The 20654-nt window shown below is 66.2% G+C and carries 15 protein-coding genes; 11 read left to right on the top strand and 4 right to left on the bottom strand.

What is annotated here, in order from left to right; all coding sequences use genetic code 11:
• The first annotated feature begins 229 nt into the window (after positions 1–229).
• Positions 230–1195: an ATP-binding protein gene (locus tag HP550_RS19960; protein WP_175349389.1), complete on the top strand. Its 966-nt coding sequence runs from the start codon at positions 230–232 to the stop codon at positions 1193–1195.
• Positions 1192–1473 carry an STAS-like domain-containing protein gene (locus tag HP550_RS19955; protein WP_175349388.1) on the top strand — a complete coding sequence of 94 codons (282 nt, stop codon included), beginning with the start codon at positions 1192–1194 and terminating at the stop codon, positions 1471–1473. The genes HP550_RS19960 and HP550_RS19955 overlap by 4 nt, the downstream gene beginning before the upstream one ends.
• 234 nt (positions 1474–1707) lie before the next feature.
• Here HP550_RS19955 and HP550_RS19950 read toward each other — a convergent pair whose 3' ends face one another.
• Both HP550_RS19950 and HP550_RS19945 read right to left on the bottom strand, forming a co-directional pair.
• Positions 1708–2661 carry a hypothetical protein gene (locus HP550_RS19950; protein WP_175349387.1) on the bottom strand — a complete coding sequence of 318 codons (954 nt, stop codon included), beginning with the start codon at positions 2659–2661 and terminating at the stop codon, positions 1708–1710.
• Between the two features lie 91 nt (positions 2662–2752).
• On the bottom strand, positions 2753–3274 hold the full coding sequence (locus tag HP550_RS19945; protein ID WP_175349386.1) for a hypothetical protein: 522 nt from the start codon (positions 3272–3274) through the stop codon (positions 2753–2755).
• A gap of 231 nt (positions 3275–3505) precedes the next feature.
• Between HP550_RS19945 and HP550_RS19940 the strand changes: the two genes are divergently transcribed.
• The 9 genes from HP550_RS19940 (at position 3506) to HP550_RS19900 (ending at position 12676) form a co-directional block, all read left to right on the top strand.
• Entirely contained in the window at positions 3506–3859 is a 354-nt protein-coding gene (locus HP550_RS19940; RefSeq protein WP_175349385.1) for a hypothetical protein, read from the top strand.
• Positions 3860–4036: 177 nt separating this feature from the next.
• Complete coding sequence (locus HP550_RS19935; protein WP_175349384.1) at positions 4037–4318, top strand: hypothetical protein; 282 nt, start codon at positions 4037–4039, stop codon at positions 4316–4318.
• A 278-nt stretch (positions 4319–4596) separates the two neighbouring features.
• A complete protein-coding gene (locus HP550_RS19930) occupies positions 4597–4824 on the top strand; it encodes a hypothetical protein (RefSeq protein ID WP_175349383.1) in 228 nt (75 codons plus the stop codon).
• Between the two features lie 2 nt (positions 4825–4826).
• Positions 4827–5267 (top strand): hypothetical protein, encoded by a 441-nt coding sequence (locus tag HP550_RS19925; RefSeq protein ID WP_210768279.1) that lies wholly within the window; start codon positions 4827–4829, stop codon positions 5265–5267.
• Complete coding sequence (locus HP550_RS19920; protein ID WP_175349381.1) at positions 5264–7978, top strand: ATP-binding protein; 2715 nt, start codon at positions 5264–5266, stop codon at positions 7976–7978. Before HP550_RS19925 ends, HP550_RS19920 begins: the two co-directional genes overlap by 4 nt.
• Positions 7975–10104: a hypothetical protein gene (locus HP550_RS19915; RefSeq protein ID WP_175349380.1), complete on the top strand. Its 2130-nt coding sequence runs from the start codon at positions 7975–7977 to the stop codon at positions 10102–10104. The genes HP550_RS19920 and HP550_RS19915 overlap by 4 nt, the downstream gene beginning before the upstream one ends.
• A complete protein-coding gene (locus HP550_RS19910; protein ID WP_175349379.1) occupies positions 10104–10682 on the top strand; it encodes a hypothetical protein in 579 nt (192 codons plus the stop codon). The genes HP550_RS19915 and HP550_RS19910 overlap by 1 nt, the downstream gene beginning before the upstream one ends.
• Before the next feature lie 15 nt (positions 10683–10697).
• Positions 10698–12014: a M23 family metallopeptidase gene (locus HP550_RS19905; RefSeq protein ID WP_175349378.1), complete on the top strand. Its 1317-nt coding sequence runs from the start codon at positions 10698–10700 to the stop codon at positions 12012–12014.
• On the top strand, positions 12005–12676 hold the full coding sequence (locus HP550_RS19900) for a hypothetical protein (protein WP_175349377.1): 672 nt from the start codon (positions 12005–12007) through the stop codon (positions 12674–12676). The genes HP550_RS19905 and HP550_RS19900 overlap by 10 nt, the downstream gene beginning before the upstream one ends.
• 223 nt (positions 12677–12899) lie before the next feature.
• Here the strand turns inward: HP550_RS19900 and HP550_RS19895 are convergent, their stop codons facing one another.
• A complete protein-coding gene (locus tag HP550_RS19895) occupies positions 12900–13451 on the bottom strand; it encodes a hypothetical protein (RefSeq protein ID WP_175349376.1) in 552 nt (183 codons plus the stop codon).
• Entirely contained in the window at positions 13448–20392 is a 6945-nt protein-coding gene (locus HP550_RS19890) for a DUF6531 domain-containing protein (protein WP_175349375.1), read from the bottom strand. Before HP550_RS19890 ends, HP550_RS19895 begins: the two co-directional genes overlap by 4 nt.
• Positions 20393–20654 lie beyond the last annotated feature (262 nt).

The raw sequence follows: 20654 nt of genomic DNA, 5'->3' as shown, positions 1-20654 counted from the left end.
CTCGACTCGCGAAAGCCGAGGCGATCCCACTGATCCACTTCCAGCCGCACGACCGCCCGACCGGTCCGTAGCATCGAAGCCGACCGACCACGGACGGTCACCTCAGATTCCTAGCCTATGCGTCGCACATCACCTGACGGATCACATCGAAAGAGACCGGTCACAAGGGATGCGCGTGACCTACAGTGAGCCCCGTAGATCGGCGATTCCACCGGCCACGAGAGGCACCATGCAGGTCACGTTGCCCAACCGCGCCTATCTCGCCGACATCGAGCGATTTACGAGATTGATGGTGGTCGACGGAACCGATGACCTGCGCTTCGTCCTACCGGACGGACTCTTCTCCGTCCACCCGTTGGTGCTCTGCATGATAGGCGCGCTGGGCGACTGGGCTTCCGACCAGGGCGCCGAGGTATCTGTGCACTGGGAGGACTTAAACTCGAGCATCAGATACCTCGAGCGGATGAAGCTCTTCGAAGTCATGGACCTGCCGACCGGGATTCCGGTCAGAGAGCACGACCCCTCGGGCAGGTTTATTCCCGTCACCCGGATTCGCGACAACGCAGAATTAAACAAGTTCGTCGTGGACTTCGTCCCCTTGCTCCACGCACGTCCGGAAGAGGCCGATTCGGTCAAGTATGTTCTCTTTGAGCTCGTGCGGAACGTTCTCGAGCACGCCTCAAGTGCCCACGGAGCGCTTGCTGCGGCCCAGGTCACAAAGAGCGGCCGTCTACTCGTTGGTGTGGCCGACTCCGGCATTGGTGTCCGAGCAAGTATGGGTAGGTCACATCCTGTGACGTCTGACCAGGACGCGATCGAGAAGGCCTTCAGGCCCGGCATCACCGGAACGACACGACACTATGGCGGCAACGAGACGAATGGTGGGGCGGGACTCTTCTTCATGAAGGCCATGGCGACCATGTCTCGCCATCACATGGTAATGGCAACCGGCGACTCGCTTATGAAGTTGCTAACGCAGCCGCGCGGGCATCAGGCAAGAATTCACGCTCGGCTACAGGAAGATCGGGTCAAGTGGGTCAACTTGGCCGTGCCATATCCGGGCACCGCCGTGGGGATAGACATCTCAATCGACGAGACGATCGCATTCTCGCGTCTTCTCGCGGATATTCGCGAGGTGTACCATCTGAATGTCAAGAAGAGCAAGATTGAGAAGTATCGACCGAGGTTTCGATGAAGGTTAAGCGCTACGCTGGTAGCTTCGCGGGCGATAAGGACGCGGCGGCTCGGATCCGAGAGGATCACCTTCTGCCAGCGTTGACGCGCGGCAAACGAGCGGTATTGGACTTTGAGGGCGTAGACCTCGCCACGCAATCGTTTATTCACGCGTTGATAGCAAGTGTTATCCGTGAGCACCCAGAATGGCTGGGCAGCATCGATTTTGTGAATTGCAACGAGAGCGTTCAGTCCCTTATCGAGATCGTCGCAGAGTACGCCCAGGACCAATTCGACTAGAGGTCCCGTACGCGCCGTGGGTGGATGGAATGGCTCTCGCTGAAGCCGTCCGACTGCCGGAGATTTCACCGGCCGCGAATCAAACGGCGTTCAGCCTCGGCCGTCTGTTCGTCCGGCTGAATGATCAGCTCGGTCGCGACCGGTTCTTAGTCCGGGGTATCTGCACTAGAAGGAGCCGATGCAGGAGAGCCACCGCCGGCATCCTGATCAGACAAAGCGCGTATTCGCAGCGAGTCATCGCTTCCGGGCGATTTCGTCGACGCGCAAGCCACTCTGCAGCTGCCCAAACGCTGTCCCACGCTGCGTCGCATTGCGGGGTGGCGAACCTCGGGTCATCAGGGCATTGAGACGGGTCGCCCGCCGAGCAAGAATTGGCCCCGCATCTAGGCCAAGATACCCGCAGATCGCGTTGGTATAGGCATCGCTCACCGGCATTAGGGGGGCCACGATTGCCCGAATTGCCTCGTCTGCGCTCTCGCTAATGTCGTTGAGAACCCACAGCTTGCTGTGAACTGCACCGGATAGCATGCCGTAGAGATATGGGTCATCGGGAAGAAACTGGCCGGCGAGCTGTGTGATGTTGTGGTTGATTGACGCCCGCGATCCCCCGTACACGACCGCCGTGATGTCGCCGGTCGAAACCCCTGACTTGTTTGCGGTTAGGACCTCAAATCCGTGTTTGGCGTAGTAGGCGACGAGGTCTGTGCGTGCCTCCTTCTTGGTCGCAAGCTCCTCGTCGCTGCCGGGAAACTTTGGAAGTAGGGCGATCGCGCCTTGGTACACGCCGGGAAGCAGCGACGCCGCGCGGGCTATCCGCATCTCAGACGACACGTCGGGTTGGGTCAGCCAACAGGACATGAGCACTGGCTCAAGGACTGCTCTGGCAGCCGCCCACGCCGGCGTTCGCAGAAGCCGGTCATGGCGCATCATCAGCAACAGCGCCTCGGCATGGTTGTCGATCGATCGCATGAGCAGTTGGAACTGGCCTACGGCGTACGCGAGCGAGCCGTCTGCGACCTCGTTGCCGCGTGCGCAGGCACTGTCTGCGTGCCACAAGCTTCCCGCTACGGGCTCGTTCACCGCCCGGCCAGCGTCGGTGAACAAGGAGCGGTACGACCGCGTCTCTTGTTCGATCACGCGTTCTGCCACGCGCGCCAACTCGGGGCGCGGATCGTCCTCGCTCTTCACAGGCAGATCCTGGCACGTCGATCGACGACGAGAAGTGGCCGAACACAGCTCGCGGGAGCGGCGCCGCGCGGAACCGCTATGACGGGTGGCATCAGCCCCTGACGATCATGCCCGTCTGGGTGAAGTAGCGGTCAAAGTCCCGCCCGCCATCGACGATCCTCGCAACGGCTGTCTCGAAGGCGGATGCGGTGTAGTCCCAATCGACCTTGACGCCCGGCTTCAGGTTGCCCAGATCGCGGTTACGCGACGCGCGATCGCCGATGGGCAACGTCGCTCGGCCACCGTCGACCGTGATGATGCTGACGCGGTCAACGAGGGAGCCGCGCCAGAAGACGTCCGCATAGGTCACCTGGGCGGACTCGTCGGGGAAGTGCACGTGCTCCCAGATCGCGTCCGCCCGCTTGACCTGACGGGCGAGATGGCCCCACTCCAGGCCGGACTGGATGGTCAGGTCGACGTCTGCGGCAAACACGAAAAGTTCGCTGTGCTGCCGGAACGTGTCGTCGTCAACGTCTGGCGCATCGGTGAAATAGGGACCGGTCTGAACCATGTGCCAGTACTGGTCGCGGTCGTCGTGGTCGGAGATGAGCTGGCGAATCTCGTCGAGACGCATGGTCGTCCTTTCGTCGTCACCGGCCACGAGAGGACACGGGAAGTCTGTGGCTCAGTCAATGGACTGCGCCGTCCTCATCGATCCTTCCGCAATGGAGTCTGCGATCGCTGGCAAGAGGGCGCCCAGCGTGTCGCGCTGGTCCAAACGGGTCCGGAGACGCGCTTTGACCTCACCTCCATCTGCCGGAGTGTCCCGGAGCTCGTCCCCGGCGTCCTCGGGCAGGGTTCACGCGTGGACTTGTACTCGGCTGTGCTGACGACTGCGCCGTTCATCCTGCTGGCGGTGTCAGGCGGTCTTGCGTTCGGGCCGCCTCCGGTCACTGCGCGGCATCGCGCGCGCGGACAGGCGCGGTTGTGGATCGCAAACGACCTCACGGCCGCCACGTCGATCGTTTGCGGGGCGGTGATCTCCCTGCTTGTCCTAGGCGGGGTCGTGGATCGGTCGGGCACGACGTCCGGGGTCGCAGTGTTCACCGGTGCCCTCAGCCTCGTGCTGCTGGCCGCGCATGCCTTTGGCGAGATTCTGGAGCGATACGTTCCGCCCGCCCCGGGGACAGGTGAGCAGCCCTCTTTCGCAGCGGAATAGGCAGGCCGGGGAAGCGCCATACGCACGCGTACGCCGTTGCGAGTTCGAGCCAATAGCGATCTCGTCCGTCGTCCGCCCAAAGTCCAGCCGCCGTGCTCCCAGGCACCTCGCCTGGGCGCAACAGACGAAGGAGGCTGGTGTGCAACGTATTGCACACTTGGCCGATAGAGTCGATCCATGGTCGACGGCATCCGCTCGCAGTACGACATTCACCGCGACCGCGCCCGGCAGGCCATTGCTCGTCAGAACGAAGCAGCAGAGCTGGAGCGCGAGGCCCGCATGGCACGCGACGCTGAGATCTTGGCGATGCTCGCAACGCAGGGCGCATCTCTCGGCTCCGTCGCCGCCGACGTCGGCCTTTCCAAGAGCATGGTCGCTTACATCGACCGCACCGCCCGTGCCGGCTTCGAGAGCGCCGAGCAGGCTCGCGCGTACCTCGCGGAGCAGGCTGAGGCATAGCCGGGAATTCGCTCTCAACTCGGCGCGTCGTCTGCGGGCAATCGGCAGCAATGCCGACACTGGATGCGAAGGAAGCGCGTCATCGCGCCCGTGAAGGGCACGGCGTAGATAGCCCCGCGTGGGACACCGCCAGCTCGGCTCAGCCAGTGCGGTCGTGAACCGAAGCCGCGAGCGAGCCGCCACACCATCACTCACACACCGGCAGCAACTTCCTAGCGACAACCAGACACGTCGTGTAACGTGTTGCACGTTGTACGACTAGAGACAGGGGCAGGATCATGCTCGGTACCGGCGGCATCGCTCAATGGATCCAGGACAACGTTGTTCCGCTCATCCTGATCGTCATCGCGATCGGTGTTCTGTGGGCCGGCAACGCCGGCAACATCTCCAAGGCCGTGACCAAGATCGGCGTCAGCCTGGTCGGGATCGCGTTCCTTGCCATGGTCGTGTCTGGCTCGTCCGACGACGTCGGGCAGTGGCTCGTCAGCCTGGTGCACGCGGGCTGACCATGCGGTTGCCGGACGACGACGAGATCTACGACGTCGACCAGACGTACCTCGGTCCGCCGGGGTACTACATCGGACGGCTGCGCTACCGGATGATCGCGGTCACGCCGGTGGTCGTGCTGGTCGGCCTCGCCTTCCTGGTGAAGACCGGCATCGGGTTCACGCTCCTGTCGGTCGCCCTGACGGTCCTGATCTCGCTGCGCCTGTCGCAGTGGATCGTCGACAAGACCACGCACGAGCGCCCGATCGGCGTCCTGGTGACGACGTTCTGGCACGAGCTGACCGCGACTCGCGTGCCCCTGAAGGGGCTGCACGCTCGTCGCCCGTCCGCGTTCCGTTCTCGGACCACCGCGATCGAGGACGCCCATCCACTGCCACTCGGCCGCCGCCGGCGCTGGCGGTCGTACGCGAACTGGAAGTCCGCTGCACACAAGGGGGAATGATGCAGCTCAAACTCACGTCGCTGTTCGGCCGTCGGCCGGACGCGGACGAGGACCTGGACGAAGACGCCGCGATCATCTACGACCCAGACGAGGATCTGGTCGAGAGCCCGTTGCCGACCTCGGCCAAGAAGGCGAAGGGCCGGGGCCGAAACCCTGACGCGCCGAGACTGACGAGCCCGATGAAGTGGGCACTATCCCGTGTGGCGAACCACGTCACGTTCTCCGACAAGCGGATGGTGGCCTGGTACCTGCTCGACCCGCAGCGGTGGAGCTTCCGCACGGTCGCTGACGGCGAGTCCCTGATCGAGGCGCACGCCTCGCAGATCGCCGAGCTCGTCGGCCGGACCGTGTACGGGCGGATCACCACGCGGCCGTACGCGGTGGAGACCTGGGCGGAGGCGGCGTGGAACAACTCGCCGGCGCCGACCGAAGGGTTCGCCAAGATTCTCGAGCGGGACCAGGTTCAGCTCTCGTCGCGGATGCAGAGCGACAAGCTCGTGTACCTCGGCGTCGACCTGGGCTCGCGGTCCTCGGCAGTGGACCTGACCGGCCGGATGATCCGCGACGTCGCACGGCGCGAGCTCGAAGCGTTGCAGCGTCGGCTGGACGAGGTCGACGACGTCATGGCCGGCCCGGGCGTGGACGCGATCCCCGCCGTCGGGAATGACATGGCGTGGCTCCTGGCGCGTTCGTTCGCGCTCGGGTGCCCTGCTCCGGTGCAGGACACCGTGGAGGAGGTGCACTGGTCCAAGGAGGATCTGCACGAGTTCATCGGCGCCACCCACTGGAGCGCCGAGCCGCTGGCGCAGTCGGTGCGGATCGACTCGACGATGGGCGAGCAGCCCATCACCCGGCACGTCGTCGTCCTGACGGTGGGGCGGATGGGCGAGCTGCACATTCCCGAGGTCGACGAGCCCTGGATCGCCAAGACCGACAAGCTGCCCTTCCCCGTGGAGTGGGCCTTCCGCGTCGACGTGCGCTCCTCGCACGAGACCTCGAAGGAGATGAACAAGCTCTCTGACCGCGTCTTGGCCCAGCGCGACCACTACCTCGATGACCACGGCAAGCAGCCTCCTCGCCAACTTGCCCGCCAGGCCGAGCGGGCCTCCGCGGTCGAGGACGAGCAGCGCTCCGGCTTCGATGGTCTCTCGACGCGCACTCGCGGTTGGTACCGGATCGCCGTGTCGGCACCCACGCAGGAGGAAGCGCTCCAGCGGGCGGCGGTCGTGCAGAAGATCTACAAACCGGCCATCAAGATCGAGCGCGAGTTCGACCAGTTCCGTCTCGCGCGCGAGTTCGTTCCGATGGAGCCGCTGGCGAACACGGGCCACACCCGGCACCTGCCGATCCTCAAGCTGGCCGCCGGCGTTCCCGCGGCCACGGCCGAGGTGGGCGATAAGCGTGGCGTGCTGATCGGCTACACGAGCGGGTTCGCGGAGCGCCCGGTCACCTGGGACCCCTGGTACGGCCCCGAGGTCGTGGAGGGCTCGGGTCTGGTGCCGATCGTCGGCGGCCTGGGGGCGGGCAAGAGCTTCTTCGCCGGCGGGATCGTCTACAAGACCGGCGCCCAGGGCGTGCCGTGGACGGTCCTGGATCCGTCCGGCCGGCTCGGCGCGCTGGCCGACCTGCCCGAGTTCCGGGGCGTCGCCCGAGCAGTCAACCTGCTGCAGTCCGAGCCCGGTGCGCTCAACCCCTACGCCTTGGTCCCTGAGCCGCAGCTGGAGTGGTTCCGGGACGAGCCCGACCCGCACCACGCGGTCTCGCTCGCGAAGTCCGCTGCCGAGGCTCAGCGCCGCGACCTGATGACCGACACGTTGCGATGGTGCCTGCCCGCGGAGGACCAGAACGACCCTGCCGCTTTGTCGATCCTCCGCGACGCCGTGTCCCGCGCCGAGGCTCGGCCGTACTCGACCGCGCACGGGGTCCTCATCGCGCTCAACCACAACGCTGATGGCGACCACGACTTGGCTTCCCGCGTCGTGCGTCGGCTGCGCGAGGCGTCGGAGCGCGAGCTGTCGCGCCTGTTCTTCGCGACTCCGTCTGGTGGCAACCACGGGGATGCGCTGAGCGACCGACGCATGACGTTCTTCAGCCTGAAAGGGCTCTCTCAGATCGACGAGAGCAAGCCCAAGAACGAGTGGTCCTACGACGAGCTGATGAGCCGTCCGGTGATGTCGCTTGCTGCGTGGTCGGCGCTGCGATCCGTCTACCGAGCCGACTTCCACGAGCGCAAAGGCATGTTCCTCGACGAGGTACACGAGATCACCGCTGTCTCGACGGGCCGCACACTCGTGCAGAAGGTCGCCACCGACACCCGCAAGCACGACATCGCCGCACTGGTCTCCACCCAGAACGCCGCGAACGTCATCGGGCAGAACATCAACAACTTCGTCGGCGCCGCGTTCGTCGGGAAGACGACTGACGAGGAAGCCCAGGCGCACAACTGCCGGCTGCTCGGCCTGCCCGTGGGCGTCGGGTACGAGGCAGAGTTCGCGAAGCTCTCTCGCCGCTCCCGCCGTTCCGAGATCACCGGCACACCGAGGGAGTTCATCTTCCGTGACGGCATGGGCGGCGAGGACGGCAAGGGCGGCGTCGAGAAGATCCGTGTCGACTACAGCAACCACGACCGCCTGACCGTGGCCCTGAACACCACGGCAGATCCGACCAAGCGCCGAGCGCTCGAGCTCGTCGCGGAGGAGGGCGCAGCATGATCCGCCGCGCCGCGACTGGTCTGGTGCTCGCCCTCGGTCTGACGATCGCGGGTCCTGCGCTTGCTGCCAGTGCGGCTCCCGTCGCGACGATCGGCCCGGTCGCGATGAAGGCGTGCGCGGCGGCGCCTGAGCCGACATCACCCTTCGCCGGCTTGTCGGGCAAGTTCTACGGAGAGCCCGCCACGGCGAGCGGCGGCGACCCGTTCGCCAACCAGAACGTGAAGATCGCCGACGTCTACGGCTACTCCTACCAGTGGGTCAACTACGACAACGGCTGCCTGCCAGGCTCGGACGTCTTGCCGCAGGCGCAGACCGACATGGCGAACGTGCTGCTGGGCGGCAGCGCATCAGTCTCGGCGTTCACGCACGGGCTGTTCAGCCTCGTCGTGACTCCCGACTTCCTCTCCCCGCTCGACGGGGTCCTGACGAGCGCAACCAGCGCGATCAAGGGCGGGTTCTGGGACCCGTGGCTCAGCGCGATCCTGATCCTGGTCGCCGCGGGCGTGCTCATCGCCGCTATGCGCGCCGAGGTCTCCTCCGCGGTCACCACGGTCGGCTGGGCGTTGCTGGTTCTCGTGGGTGCCACGTACGTCATGAGCTACCCGGTGTCCTCGGCCCGTGCCGTCGACGAGCTCGTGCGGACGACGATCGCCACGTCGGCTCGGGCGATCGGCGCGACGAACGAGACCTCCGATCCCCCAGCTCGCGAGAGCACGAACCAGGCGCAGGCGGCTCTCGACGACATGTTCGACACGATCAACCGCGACACGTTCTACGAAGCGTGGCTCGAGGGCACGCTCGGCTCCTCCGACAGTGCGGTCGCCCGAGCACACGGCCCCGAGCTGTTTCAGGCATCGCACCTGTCGTGGAGCGAGGCGGAGACCGTCAGGGATGACCCCGACGCCGGCCAAGCGATCATTGACGCAAAGAAGGCTCTCTGGGTCTCGACCGCGGCCGCGGTTGAGCGCGACGACTCGGGGGCATACCAACAGCTCACGGGAAACAACGGCCGGTGGGACGCAGCTGGAACAGTCGCGCTGCGGGTGGCGCTGATGATGCCGTTCCTCGTGGTCGCCGCGGTCTTCATCGTCGTCGCCTACGTCGTGACCCGCGTGTTCGTCCCGCTGGCGCCTGCGTTCGGCGTCCTGGGCCTTCTCTACGCCGCACAAGACTGGGTCCTCGGCGTGCTCAAGCAGGTCGGGCGGTTCATCATTCTCGGGCCGGCCTTCTTCATCGCCGCGCTCGCGAACCTACTGCTCGATACGGCGGTGCTCGACTCCGACATCGCTTTCGGGCTCAAGCTCGTGATCGTCGCGGCCATCCCGTTCGTCCTGTTCAAACTTCTGCGTCCTGGCGCCGCAATTCCAGGCTCACGAGCAGCGCGCCGCATGGCGAGGTTCGGGCTGGGGACGCTCCTGAACGCGTCCGTGACACGACATGCCGTCCGCGAGGGCGTCGATGACGCGCAGGGCAACGACGGTGCGGTCGCCTCCCCTCGCCAGCCGACCTCCGGCCGCGGGTCCACCCAGTCCGGCAACGTCAAGAGTGCGCCGGTGGCGACGGGCGACACGCTGGCGATCACGGCAGGCACCGAACGTCCGCGCGAGCTCCCAGCGGCACTCCCCCGCGAGCTGCACGAGGTCGCCGTCCTGCCGCCCGCAGTGAGCCAGCCGATCGGCCGCAGCAATGAGATGCCCACGGGGCAAGCACCCGGACAGTCGCTCTCGCGCCGCACCCGTCGAGAGCTGGCTGCTGTTGGTGCCGTGTCTGAGCAGAGCACTGCCACGACACGTCCGCGAGAGACCTTCACGGGCGCTCCCGACTCGGGCACTGCGGCGTCGATCCTGCCCGCAAGGACGTCTGCACCCGTGCGCGGCCGGGACAGCGGGGCCACGGAACTGCTGAGACACCCGGCGACGGGCGCGAACGACCGCGACGTCGACCTCGCGGCTCCCGTCGACAAGCGCATCCCCAGGGGCGAGCTCATCGGACGCTCGACCGAGCTGCCGACCGGCATCGTCGAGGCCACCACGAGATACGACGGCGAGGGGAACCCGGTCTTCGAGATCTGGCGACCGCCGACGACGGCTCGCACGAACGGAGCTGGATCGGAGGAGTTCCGCTGATGTGGGGAGCAATCGCCCCGATCATTCGCTGGCCGCTCTACTCGCCGGCGCGGTTCGCCACTGTCGTCGTTCTGGCGCTGGTCGGTGTCTTCGTCATCGGAGAGACGAACGACGACGCAAGTTCAGCAGCGCCCGTGGCAACCACGGCGTCTCCGATGCCATCCACGGATGACACATCTCCATCGTCCTCCAGCACGCCGACGAGCACAGTCGCAAACGAGAACTCTGCGACCGACGAGCTGAGCGTCGACCCCGCCGACGATGACGCCTCCGCGCGCGCAGCGGATACCGCCGCAGCATTCGTCGCCGCTTGGGCCCGGCCGGACCTCGACGTCCAGACGTGGTCTGCCGGCGTGCGACCGCTGGCTACGACTGAGTTGTGGTCGACGGGTCTGAGCATGACGGAGCCGTCGAGCACGCCCGACGTCACTGTTCGCGGAGAGCCGCGGCAGGTGGCGATGAATGCCGAGGAAGGCGTGCTCGACGTGCCGACGACCGGTCCCTGGGTGCGTGTGCATGTCGTCACCGATCCGGATGGCAGCACGTGGCTCGTCTCCCGTGTCGAGCCGGTGGACTGATGCGGAGGGGAGCCCTTGGAAGCGTTCGCCGCCTGGCTCGTCGTCTGGGGTAAGACCCGGGCCGTCGGCTGGCTCGCGCGCCACTGGCCGAAGCTCGTCGCTGCCGGCCTCGCGGTCGGTGGGGCAGCGGTGTTCGTGGCGGTGACGGCCGCGACCCTGGTGTCTGGGACGGACCAGGACGCTGTGGCAGCGAACGCGTGCACCGAGCTGGGCTACATGGTGGACGAAGCCGCGTACCAGCCGCCGCCCGTCGACCAGAAGCCCGTCATCCCGACCGGCGGGCCCGTCGCCGGGTTCGGTCGAGACGATGCCGACAAGATCGCGAACGCTCAGGCGATCGTCGCAGCTGGCGCTGAGGCCGGCGTCGGGCGACGTGGCCTCATCGTGGGGATCGCCACGGCGTTGCAGGAGTCCGGGCTCGAGAACCTCGACCACGGCGACCGCGACTCACTCGGGCTCTTCCAGCAGCGCCCGTCGCAGGGATGGGGCACAGCTCAGCAGGTGCTCGATCCTCGTTTCGCCGCACTGGCATTCTTCGGCGGCGCGACCTCGCCGCACTTCCATCCATCGGCCGGGAAGGCGTCCCCCGCCGGTCTGCTCGACGTGTACGGGTGGGCGGACCTACCGGTCACGGTTGCGGCACAAAGCGTTCAGCGCTCGGCCTTCCCCGATGCCTATGCGAAGCACGAGGACCGGGCAGCCGTGATCGTGGATGCACTCATCGACGGCGTCCCTGCGGGCGCGTTGGCTCCGGCTCCCGGCACCGGGGTGGCACCGGGGAGCGATCCTCCGGGCGTCGTGACGGCCGCCGACTTCCGGGCGAGCGGTGTGGACATCGACGCGTTCTGCTCGTCGAGCTTTCAGCTTGCTTCGGCGACACGTCCTGGCTCGAGCCTCGGGGGGCAGATCATTCCGACCGGCGCGTGGACGGCACCACTGCAGTCCAGGATCACATCGGCCTTCGGCAGCCGGTTCCATCCCATCTACCGCGAGTGGCGCCTGCACGCCGGCACCGACTTTCACGCCGCCGTGGGGACACCGATCGCGTCCCCCACGGTGGGCGTCGTCGGCGGTGTCTTGTGGACCTCGGGTGGTGGGCTGACTGTCACGATCGCGCACGCCGACGGCATCGAGACCCAGCACCTGCATCTGTCGGAGGCCCTGGTGACGCCCGGCGAGGAGGTCCAGGGCGGGCAGATCATCGCTCTGTCTGGGGGCAGCGGTATCGGCACCGGGCCGCACTACCACTTCGAGGTGCACGTCGATGGGGAGCCGGTCGACGCGGAGCCGTTCATGCTCCAGCGTGGAGTCAACCTGCGAGCATGGTCATGATGGACGCCGACTTCTTCGCGTTCGAGGACGTGACGTGGCAGACGGTGCCGCCGCCGGCGCGGCACCCGGTCCCCGCTGCGTACGTGCTCGACCTAGAGGTCGGTGACGAACTGACGATCGGCATCCCCAACCGGTACTTCATCGATGGGCAGGTGCTTCTTCGGCCCGAGCGTGAGGTCGTCGAGTTTTCCGGGGACGGTGCGCTCCACGAGTCTCTGGCCGTGTGCGCGCCGCTCCACTATTGGACCTGGAAGGCCAATCCGTCGCGCAACCCGGTCATGCAGTGGTGGCCAGTCGAGTACGCGTGGGCGTACAGGGACGCTCGAGTGCCCGGCGAGTCGATCCCGACGCCGCTCGGTGCGATGGACCCGAAACGCTCATGGCTGGACCGCGTGCGTCTCGATGCGACCCGGCCTCCTGTCTTGCGCCCGGTCGCTGCGCGTGAGGGCGGCGCACTCAGTGGTCGAGCCTTGCGCTCACGGAACACGGCGGGAGAGTGGTTCTGGTTCGTCGGCGTCTCCGAGCCAGTCGACGCTCACGGCGAGATCTGCGTCCACGTCGTTCCTTCGTCCCACTGGTGGCTTCACCAAGTGGGTTACTACTCCGAGCTCCAGGACAAGGTCCGGTCCGTTCCCATCCATCGGCTCTTTGCATACACCTGACTTTCACGTCCGGCGAGCGCGTGCCGGCGCGCTCTGAAGACACACGTGTCTTGAGTCCTTGAGCGGGCTTCTGTCGCGGCCAACTGCGCGCGGAGGGCCAGTCCAAGGCGCCTGACCCTCACGACTGCCGTCCGATGACGTCAACCTGGAGGCGCGGACCTCCGTGCCGAGGCGACCGCTGCCGCCGCTGAACTTCTCCGCATAGCCGCAGGGCTGCATGCAGCTACGCGGTAGCACCACCGCTGGATACCCGGTGGTCAGGGTTTAGGAACGTAGCGTTTAGGGTCTCGAACAGTGACTCCCAATCTGCAACCAGTCCAGCGACAGCCGCGCGGTCGTGCTCGGTGTAATCCGGTGGCGCATCCAAGAGTCCTTGGACGTTGCCTAGGAAGAACGCTGCGCGCTCGGCCGTCACGGCCAGCCGCGCACCGGGCTGAGGCCACATATCGAGACTTAGGTCGAACAGGCCATTCTTGGATGCTGGTTTCGAGCTCCCCACGCTCCAGGCCGTAAGCTTTGCATCACGAGCCGGCCCTGACCACGTCAACTCTCGGACGCCGTACGCAACAAGCACACCTGTATTCGCCTCTTGCAGCTGCAGCGCTTGGCGAAGTTCGAACAGGATTCCGACGACCCCGGCGACCGCGTCGAAGCGGAGGCCGAGCATCTGCGCCTCCTGGAGCGCGTCTTCCTCAGTCAGCGGGTTCAGCTCAAGAGAACCTTCTTCCCACCGGTGAGCAGTATCTGGGCTGAGTAGGTCAGATATGTTCATCATGACAACGGGATATGTGCGAAGGGGTCGGACCTGGCTACCACTCTTCCGGTAAGTGGATTGACCGACTGCCCTGCCTCGTTCATATAGACGGCGTATCCCTTCGGGTAATGGTATCTACCGCTTGTGACTGGGTCCATGATTCGCACGCTCACAACTTTTTCGTGGAGCTCCGGTGTACCTGGTGGGATATCGTACTCCAAGCCCTTGCCTGATGTCGTTGGTTTGCCTGCCGCTCCCTTCGGGACCGCGGGAAGGTTCACCTCACCGACTCGAAGAACATTGGGCACCTTCAACGCGGCGGTTGAAGAAGCCGCGCGGCCCGCTATTGCCCTTGCTCCGCCAGCACCTCCCGCCGCCAACAATGCGACGTCGGCGGCGTCGGCCCCTGCATGGACCGCCGATCGCATTGCGCCGAACATGCACCCGTTCTCGGCCTGGCCGAAGGCACTTGATCCGTTCTCGAGCATACGGTAGAGCGGATTGAATCTGTTGACCGCCAGCCCAAAGCCACCCTCTTGATAGCCGTCAGTGAACGTCGCCGCAGCGGGGTTAAGGAGTCGCAGACTTCCGTATGTGGGGCCATACGCGGCCAGCGTGTTCTGCGTAGTCATTTGGGTCTGATATTGCGTCGCGACCACCATGGTGCCTGGCGTCGGGGCGAGGCGTGGCGCGATGTCCAGGAGTCCCATGAGAAGCCCTAGGGCAGCTGCGGTTCCGGCCGAGTCGCCATCGGTGGCCGCGTTACCAGTGGCGTCTACGAACACAAGGGGATTGTTGTTGCCGTAGGCGTACGGCTGGCGGGTGACGTCGACGAGTGGGTCGATGGACAGGAATTGGCCGGTGCGTGTGTCGTAGTCGCGAGCGCGCACGTCATACAGCCCAGTCGCGCCGTCTTTGTACTGACCGGCAAACCCGATAGAACCGGCGGGTGTGGCGGTAGTGATGGGGTTGCCGAAGGCGTCGACAGCCTGGGTGCGGGCTCCGGTGATGTTGCCGGTGGAGGGCAGGGTCGCGATGGTGTTGGCGTAGGGGTCCTGCAGGAGCCAGCTTGAGGTGCCTGCTGTGGTTGCTGCGTAGGTGGCGCCGGTGCTGGAGGTGGGGTCGGGCAGCCAGCTGGTGGTTAGGTCGCCGGTGGTGTCGTACTCCCCGATGCGCATGGACAGGCCGATGAGGTCGTCCCAGGCCCAGGTGGTGCCGATTGCGTTGTCGGTGGTGCGGGCGGTGCGGTTGCCGGTGGGGTCGTAGGAGTAGCCGATGGTGCGGTTGTCCTCGAGCGTCACAGTGGCGACCTCGCCGGCGAGGTTGGTGCTGTAAGTGCGGGTACCGGCGGCGGTGGTGGTGGCGGCGATCTGGCCGTCGGTGGTCCAGGTGTTGGTGGTGTTGGTGGTGGTGCCGACCTTGAGGGTCAGGAGCTGGTCGGCGGTGTCGTACCCGTAGGTGGTGGTGGTGGTCTGCGGGGTCGTCCCGGACAGACGGGTGACGGCGGTGCTCTTGCGGACGCCGGCGGTGTCGTAGGTGTACGCGGTCTTGGGTGAGGCGCTGGTGCAGGTGGTCCCGGCGGCAGGGGTGCACTCGCTGGTGAGCCACCCGTTCGCGTCATAGGTGTACAGGTTCGTCGCGGTCGCCGGGGCCCCGGTGGCGGGGTTGAGGAGCTTGCTGGTGACCTGGGTCGGGAACCCGCGGGGGTCGCGGACCAGCTGGTAGTCCGCGATGACCGCGGTTCCGGCGCTGTGGTTCAGGGCGGTGAGCTGGCCGGCGGCGTCGTAGGTCGACGTGCTGACGGTGGGTGTCGTGCCGGCGCGGGTGACGGTGGTGGTGCGCCCGGCCGCGTCATACCCAAGGCTGATGGCGGGGAGGTTCGCCGCGCCGGAGGGGGTGACCGTGGTGATCTGCCCGACGGTGTTGTAGGCGTAGGCCACTCCCTGGCCGGTGGACCACGATGCGCCGGTGACCCGGCCCGCCGGGGTGTAGGCGTACGCCGCGGTGGTAGGCCGGGGCCCGGTGCGGTCGACTGCTGTGGGGCGGCCGGCGGTGTCGTAGGTGTAGTCGATGCTCGCGTCGCCGAGGGCGTCAGCGGCGCGGCTCAGGACGTCAGGTCGCCCGGCCGGTGTGTAGGTGTAGCTCAGGTCGGGGGTGGTGTCGCTGTAGTCCACACCCGCGAGGCGACCGGCGGTGTCGTAGGTGTAGCTGAGCATCGAGTCGCCGGCCACGGTCGTGGTCGCGGTGCCCGACGGTTTGGTGGTGCTGGCGAGACGGCCGGCGTCGTCGTACGTCATCGCGGTGACCCGACCCAGGGGGTTGGTGCTGGTCAGGGTGTTGCCGGCCGCGTCGTAGGTGTACTTGGTGAGGCGGCTGCGCGGGTCGGTGACCTGGGTGAGGTTGCTGTTTGCGTTGTAGGCGTACTTCGTGATCGCGCCCGCCGGCCCGGTGACCTGGGTGATCCGCCCGATCTTGTCGTATGCGGTGGTCGTGACCTTGCCGATGGGGTCCGTCACCGTGACTGGGCGGCCGAGCGCGTCGTACGTCGTGGCCGCCGCGCGACCTAGCGGGTCGGTGCTGGTGACCGGGCGTCCGTTCAGGTCGTAAGCGATCGTGGAGGTATAGGTGGCCGCGGTGGCACCGGGGATATTGCCGCGCGGCTCGGTGGTGCCGGTGCGGTTCCCGTCGGCGTCGTAGGTGAAGGTGGTGCGGTCCTCGACGTACCCGGGGATCGGCTCGTTGCCTGACCTGTCTGTGGCGACCGCGGTGACCTGCCCGGCGAGGTCGTAGGTGTAGCGGGTGGAGACCCCGTCACTGTCCGCGGAGCTCACGACTCGGGACAGCGGGTCGTAGCTGGTGGTCTGGGTGCCGCCGGCCTCGTTGGTGCTCGAGGTGACGTTGCCCAGGGCGTCGTAGGTGGTGGTCTGGGTGACGCCGTCGGGGTCCGTCACGCTGATCAGCTGACCCAGCGCGTCGTAGGCATATGTCGTAACCCCGCCACCGGGGGCGGTCACGGTCGTGAGCTGCCCGAGGGCGTCATAGGCGCTCGTCGTCACCGCGCCCAGCGGGTCGGTCGAGGTCAACAGCCGCCCAGCAGTGTCGTAGGTGAACGCAGTGACCTTCCCGCGCGCGTCGGTGGACGTCGCGACCCGGCCGGCGGTGTCGTAGCTGCGCTTGGTGATCCGGCCCGAGGAATACTTCGTCTGTAGCAGCCGGTCGGCCTTGTCGTAGGTGTAGGACACCCAGCGAGCCATCGCATCCGTGGTCTTGGTCAACCGGCCGGCGGCGTCATAGACGTTGGTCGTCACCCCAGCCTGCGGGTCGGTCGTGGTTAGGACCCGTCCGGCGGCGTCGTAGGTGTAGGTGGTGACCTCACCCTTGGGTGTCGTGGACGTCAGGATCCGGTGCGCGGCGTCGTAGGTGAAGCTGGTGACCCGACCGGCCGGGGTGGTCACCGAGGTCATGTCCCCGGTCGTGTTGTACGCGTACGACGTGGTGCGGTTCAGCGGGTCGGTGGCCGTGGCGACCAGGTCCGCCGGCACGCCGCCCGCACCCGTGGTGTACGTGTAAGTCGTGACGCCACCATCGGCCGCGGTCAGCGTCTGCAGCAGGCCGCTGGCGGTGTAGGTGTAGCCGGTCAGGTTGCCTTCGGGGTCGGTGTAGCTGGTGAGGTGGTCCGCGGCGTCGTAGGTCCAGGACTCCACATGGTTCTGCGGTGCGGGGGAGGTCCGCTTGATCAGGTTGTCGTGCGCGTCGTACCCATCGAGGTACTCCTGACCCAGCGCGTCGACCGTCAAGGCCGGGGCATTGTCGGGCGAGTAATAGATCTCGGTGGCATTGCCGTCGCCGTCGATCTGCCGGATCAGGTTGTACCCGCTGTACACGTCCTGACGGGTCCGACCCGTGGGGTCGGTGATCGTCGTGGTCTGCGTCGCGGTGTCATAGGCCAGCGTCGTCTTCGCGCCGGTCTCGTCCAGCTGGCTGATCACCTGACCCGCTGCGTTGTACGTGCTGCGCGCACTCAGGTTCCCCAGCGGGTCGGTGATCTGGGACAGGTAACCGGCCGTGTTGTACGCGAACTTCGTCAGCTTGCCATCAACCGCGGTGGCACCGGTCAGACGCTTCGCACCCCCGGTCACCGTGTAGGCATAGGACACCGAACGGCCATCCGAGCTCGCGACCGAAGCGATCCGAGCCTCCGCACCGGTGCCGGTGTCCCAGGTGACGGTCAGCGTCTGGCCGAGACCGTCGGTGATCGTCGACAGCACATCACCGACATACCCGAACGTCAGCCCACGGCCACGCTCATCAGCCCGCGCCAGCAGACGCCCCGCGGTGTCGAAGGTCATCGTCTGCCCGGACAGCATCCGCAAGGTCCGGGATCCCCCCGGTACGTCAGCCAGGGTCGCCGAGACGGCCGGATCCACTGGCGCATAGCCTCCGGCGGCCGAGCTGAAGCGGGTCTGCGTACCAGAACCGTCGCGAAACACGACCTCCCCGGCCGAGTTCGACGTCAGGTTGGCGCCGTACCCGAACGCCCAACCCGGGCCGAATGGCCCGCTCAAGGTGTCCAGCGAGTTGTACGTCCGCGTCCAGTCGATCGGGACACCGACCGAGCTGACCGTCAGGTCGGTGAACCGCTCGACCAGACCGCCCGTCGCGGTGTTCACCGGATCAGCCACTAGACGCTGGTTCCGCGTGGAGGACCCGGCGTCGCAGTCGCAGCCGAACGTCTGCTCCTTGGTGAGCGATCGAGGCGGCCCGAAGGGCTTGACCGCGGAGATGACACGCACCCGGTTGTTCGTCGCATTGGAGCCGGCGAGGTACAGATTGATCCCGTTAGAGGCGATCTGACTCACTGCGGCGAACTGTGCTTGCGCACCGACACCGTCCTGGTCGGGGAAGTCGCATCCCAACGTCGTGTTGATGCCGTGCGGCAATGGGTCGGCTCCCGCGATGACGGAGCTGTTGCCGGTTGCCTTCTCTACCGAGAACACCTGGACCGGCCAGCAGTAGTTGGGACCGTAGGACAGTCCGTTGTAGCCGGCATACGCGAGAATCAGCTGACTACCGACCGAGGTGATCGCCACACCTCCGCTCGCCCAGTTGATGAGCCGTGTATCGGCTGCGATTAGGTAGTTGCGCACGAACGCGCCCGTGTTCAAGGCAAATGCTTGAACGTATGGCTTTCCTGGGTAGCCACCGCAGTTCAGGTCATCGGTGGCCAGGTACAGCGTGGTCGAGTCCGCCGTCAGGCCCAACGTGTCCGCGCCGCCGCAACTCGGGCCATTGGGCGAGGCGAACAGACTCGACTCCCCCGTGACCGGATTGATGCGATAGACGGCACCCGAGAGTGCGTAAAGCCAGCCATCGGGACCGATCGTGAGGTGGCTGTACGACGCGAACGACATGTTCATCGCGGAGAACGTGGAGACTGCTCCGGTGGCGATCGCCATCCTGCGCAGGACACCACCCTGGATGAAGAACACGTCGTGACCGTCGGTGACGAGGTCGGTCGGGCTTGCCACCCGCGAGGTTGAGCCCGAAACGCCATCGACTCGGTCGGGATGCCCGATCGAGCCCGCCACGATGCTCGATGCTTTCGTTGAGACATTGATCTTCATGATGGTGTCCGCCGTGCCGACGAACGCCGTGGGGACATTGCTGATTACGCCGTAGGTGATGCCGGTCGTGCCGTTGAACCCGGCGGCAGTGCCGGTCCCTGCGATGGTGGTCGGTGTTGCGTTGCCAGCAAGCGTCGTGACTTCGCCGCTGTAGATCGGCGCGGCCGAGTTGACCCAGGGAAGTTGCCCAGCGGCCCATGCAACACCGGGAGCGATCTTGCGTATACGGTTGTTGCCAGCGTCTGCGACGTAGAGGTTGGTGCCATCGCCGGTGATGCTGTCGAGGCCGCTGAACCACGCATCCGTGCCGGTGCCATTCGCGTAGCCCGACGAGGCGCCCGCGATGTAGGTCGTCACTCCCGTGCTCACGTTGATCTGCGCGAGTCGTGGTCCGTACCGTGTGGGGTACTCGCAGCCCCTTCCGGTGCAGATGGCTATGTCTGCCCGCGCATACACCGAGCCCGCCTGGACGGTGAGCCCGGGGGCGGTGGCCAAATTGCCGTTGTACACGACGAGGGCTTGCGTGCCGGTCGCGATATCGACCTTTCGCAAGGACCGGCCACTTTCATAGCCACTGCAGTTGTACTCGTTCTCCGTCACGAACACATTGACACCGTCGGTGGCGATCCCGTACAGCGATCCGCCCATGCAGCCGCCGGTAACCGCCACCCACGGTGTTAGGACACCCGTGGTCAAGTCGACACGGAAGATCGTCTGATAGTCGGTGATTGCATACAGGAGGCCACCCGCTGCAGCCATCGACCGCAACTGACTGGTCGACGACGAGATGGTGGTCGTCGAGAAGTCAGCGATAGACGTCTTCCGAAGGCCGCAGGCGCTCGAGGTGTAGACGAACAGTTCATCCGCTGCGATCGCAGTCGCGGGGCTGAAGCGCGAGACTCCCGCGGAGCCGTCGACGCAGCCTGGTGAACCGGGAACCCCCGCGAGCGTCACAACCGCACCGGACAACGTCGTCTTCGACAGGTAGTCCGGGCCAGCCGCGTACAGCGCAGCACCACCGACGACACTCAGGTTGGGCGCGTCGAGCACCGCGCCAGTTCCTGTTCCTGCGGCAGTTGCAGCGCCACCCGATCCGGCGAACGTGGTGACCGTCCCGACGCTCATCCCGACCGAGGACGCGCCGGCGGACGTCAACGTCCTCAGATCGCCTTGCGCCGCGATCGCTCGCTGACCCGTTGGCGAACTCAATGCATGGGCAGGAGCGCCAATGTCCGGCGTGGCAGAGAGGGCTTCAGCGGGCACGGCGCCCGCAAAGAGCATGGTGCTGGCAACCACGACGACAAGAAGACGCGCACCAGCGCGGAACGGCGAAACCATGCGGAGAATCCCCCTGAGTCGCGGCCAATTGCCAACTGAGGGTGACTCCGACCCAGGGGTCGCCGTCCGTTGTCTGCACAGTGCAGCAGACTCGTGACACGCGCGCGGCAACTTGATGACTCTTCACTCGTTAGGACTAGCCCGACCTGACCTGGCTGGCCACGCGACGAGGTTGTGGCGTCCCAAAGGATGTATAGCCCAGCGAAAGGCGTCGTCACAGCCAGCGGCGCGGTCACCGCGTGATCGGTGAACCCTTGCTCAG

It is taken from the genome of Cellulomonas humilata (genome assembly GCF_013359775.1).
Lineage (GTDB): Bacteria > Actinomycetota > Actinomycetes > Actinomycetales > Cellulomonadaceae > Cellulomonas > Cellulomonas humilata.
Note: the sequence above shows the minus strand (reverse complement) of the source record. Positions and strands in the feature narration are given on the sequence as shown.

Excerpts from the sequence above, each read along its gene's own strand:
- HP550_RS19960 (WP_175349389.1), top strand. The coding sequence starts at position 230 with ATGCAGGTCACGTTGCCCAACCGCGCCTATCTCGCCGACATCGAGCGA.
- HP550_RS19955 (WP_175349388.1), top strand. The coding sequence starts at position 1,192 with ATGAAGGTTAAGCGCTACGCTGGTAGCTTCGCGGGCGATAAGGACGCG.
- HP550_RS19945 (WP_175349386.1), bottom strand. The coding sequence starts at position 3,274 with ATGCGTCTCGACGAGATTCGCCAGCTCATCTCCGACCACGACGACCGC.
- HP550_RS19935 (WP_175349384.1), top strand. The coding sequence starts at position 4,037 with ATGGTCGACGGCATCCGCTCGCAGTACGACATTCACCGCGACCGCGCC.
- HP550_RS19930 (WP_175349383.1), top strand. The coding sequence starts at position 4,597 with ATGCTCGGTACCGGCGGCATCGCTCAATGGATCCAGGACAACGTTGTT.
- HP550_RS19925 (WP_210768279.1), top strand. The coding sequence starts at position 4,827 with ATGCGGTTGCCGGACGACGACGAGATCTACGACGTCGACCAGACGTAC.
- HP550_RS19920 (WP_175349381.1), top strand. The coding sequence starts at position 5,264 with ATGATGCAGCTCAAACTCACGTCGCTGTTCGGCCGTCGGCCGGACGCG.
- HP550_RS19915 (WP_175349380.1), top strand. The coding sequence starts at position 7,975 with ATGATCCGCCGCGCCGCGACTGGTCTGGTGCTCGCCCTCGGTCTGACG.
- HP550_RS19910 (WP_175349379.1), top strand. The coding sequence starts at position 10,104 with ATGTGGGGAGCAATCGCCCCGATCATTCGCTGGCCGCTCTACTCGCCG.
- HP550_RS19900 (WP_175349377.1), top strand. The coding sequence starts at position 12,005 with ATGGTCATGATGGACGCCGACTTCTTCGCGTTCGAGGACGTGACGTGG.
- HP550_RS19895 (WP_175349376.1), bottom strand. The coding sequence starts at position 13,451 with ATGATGAACATATCTGACCTACTCAGCCCAGATACTGCTCACCGGTGG.
- HP550_RS19890 (WP_175349375.1), bottom strand. The coding sequence starts at position 20,392 with ATGGTTTCGCCGTTCCGCGCTGGTGCGCGTCTTCTTGTCGTCGTGGTT.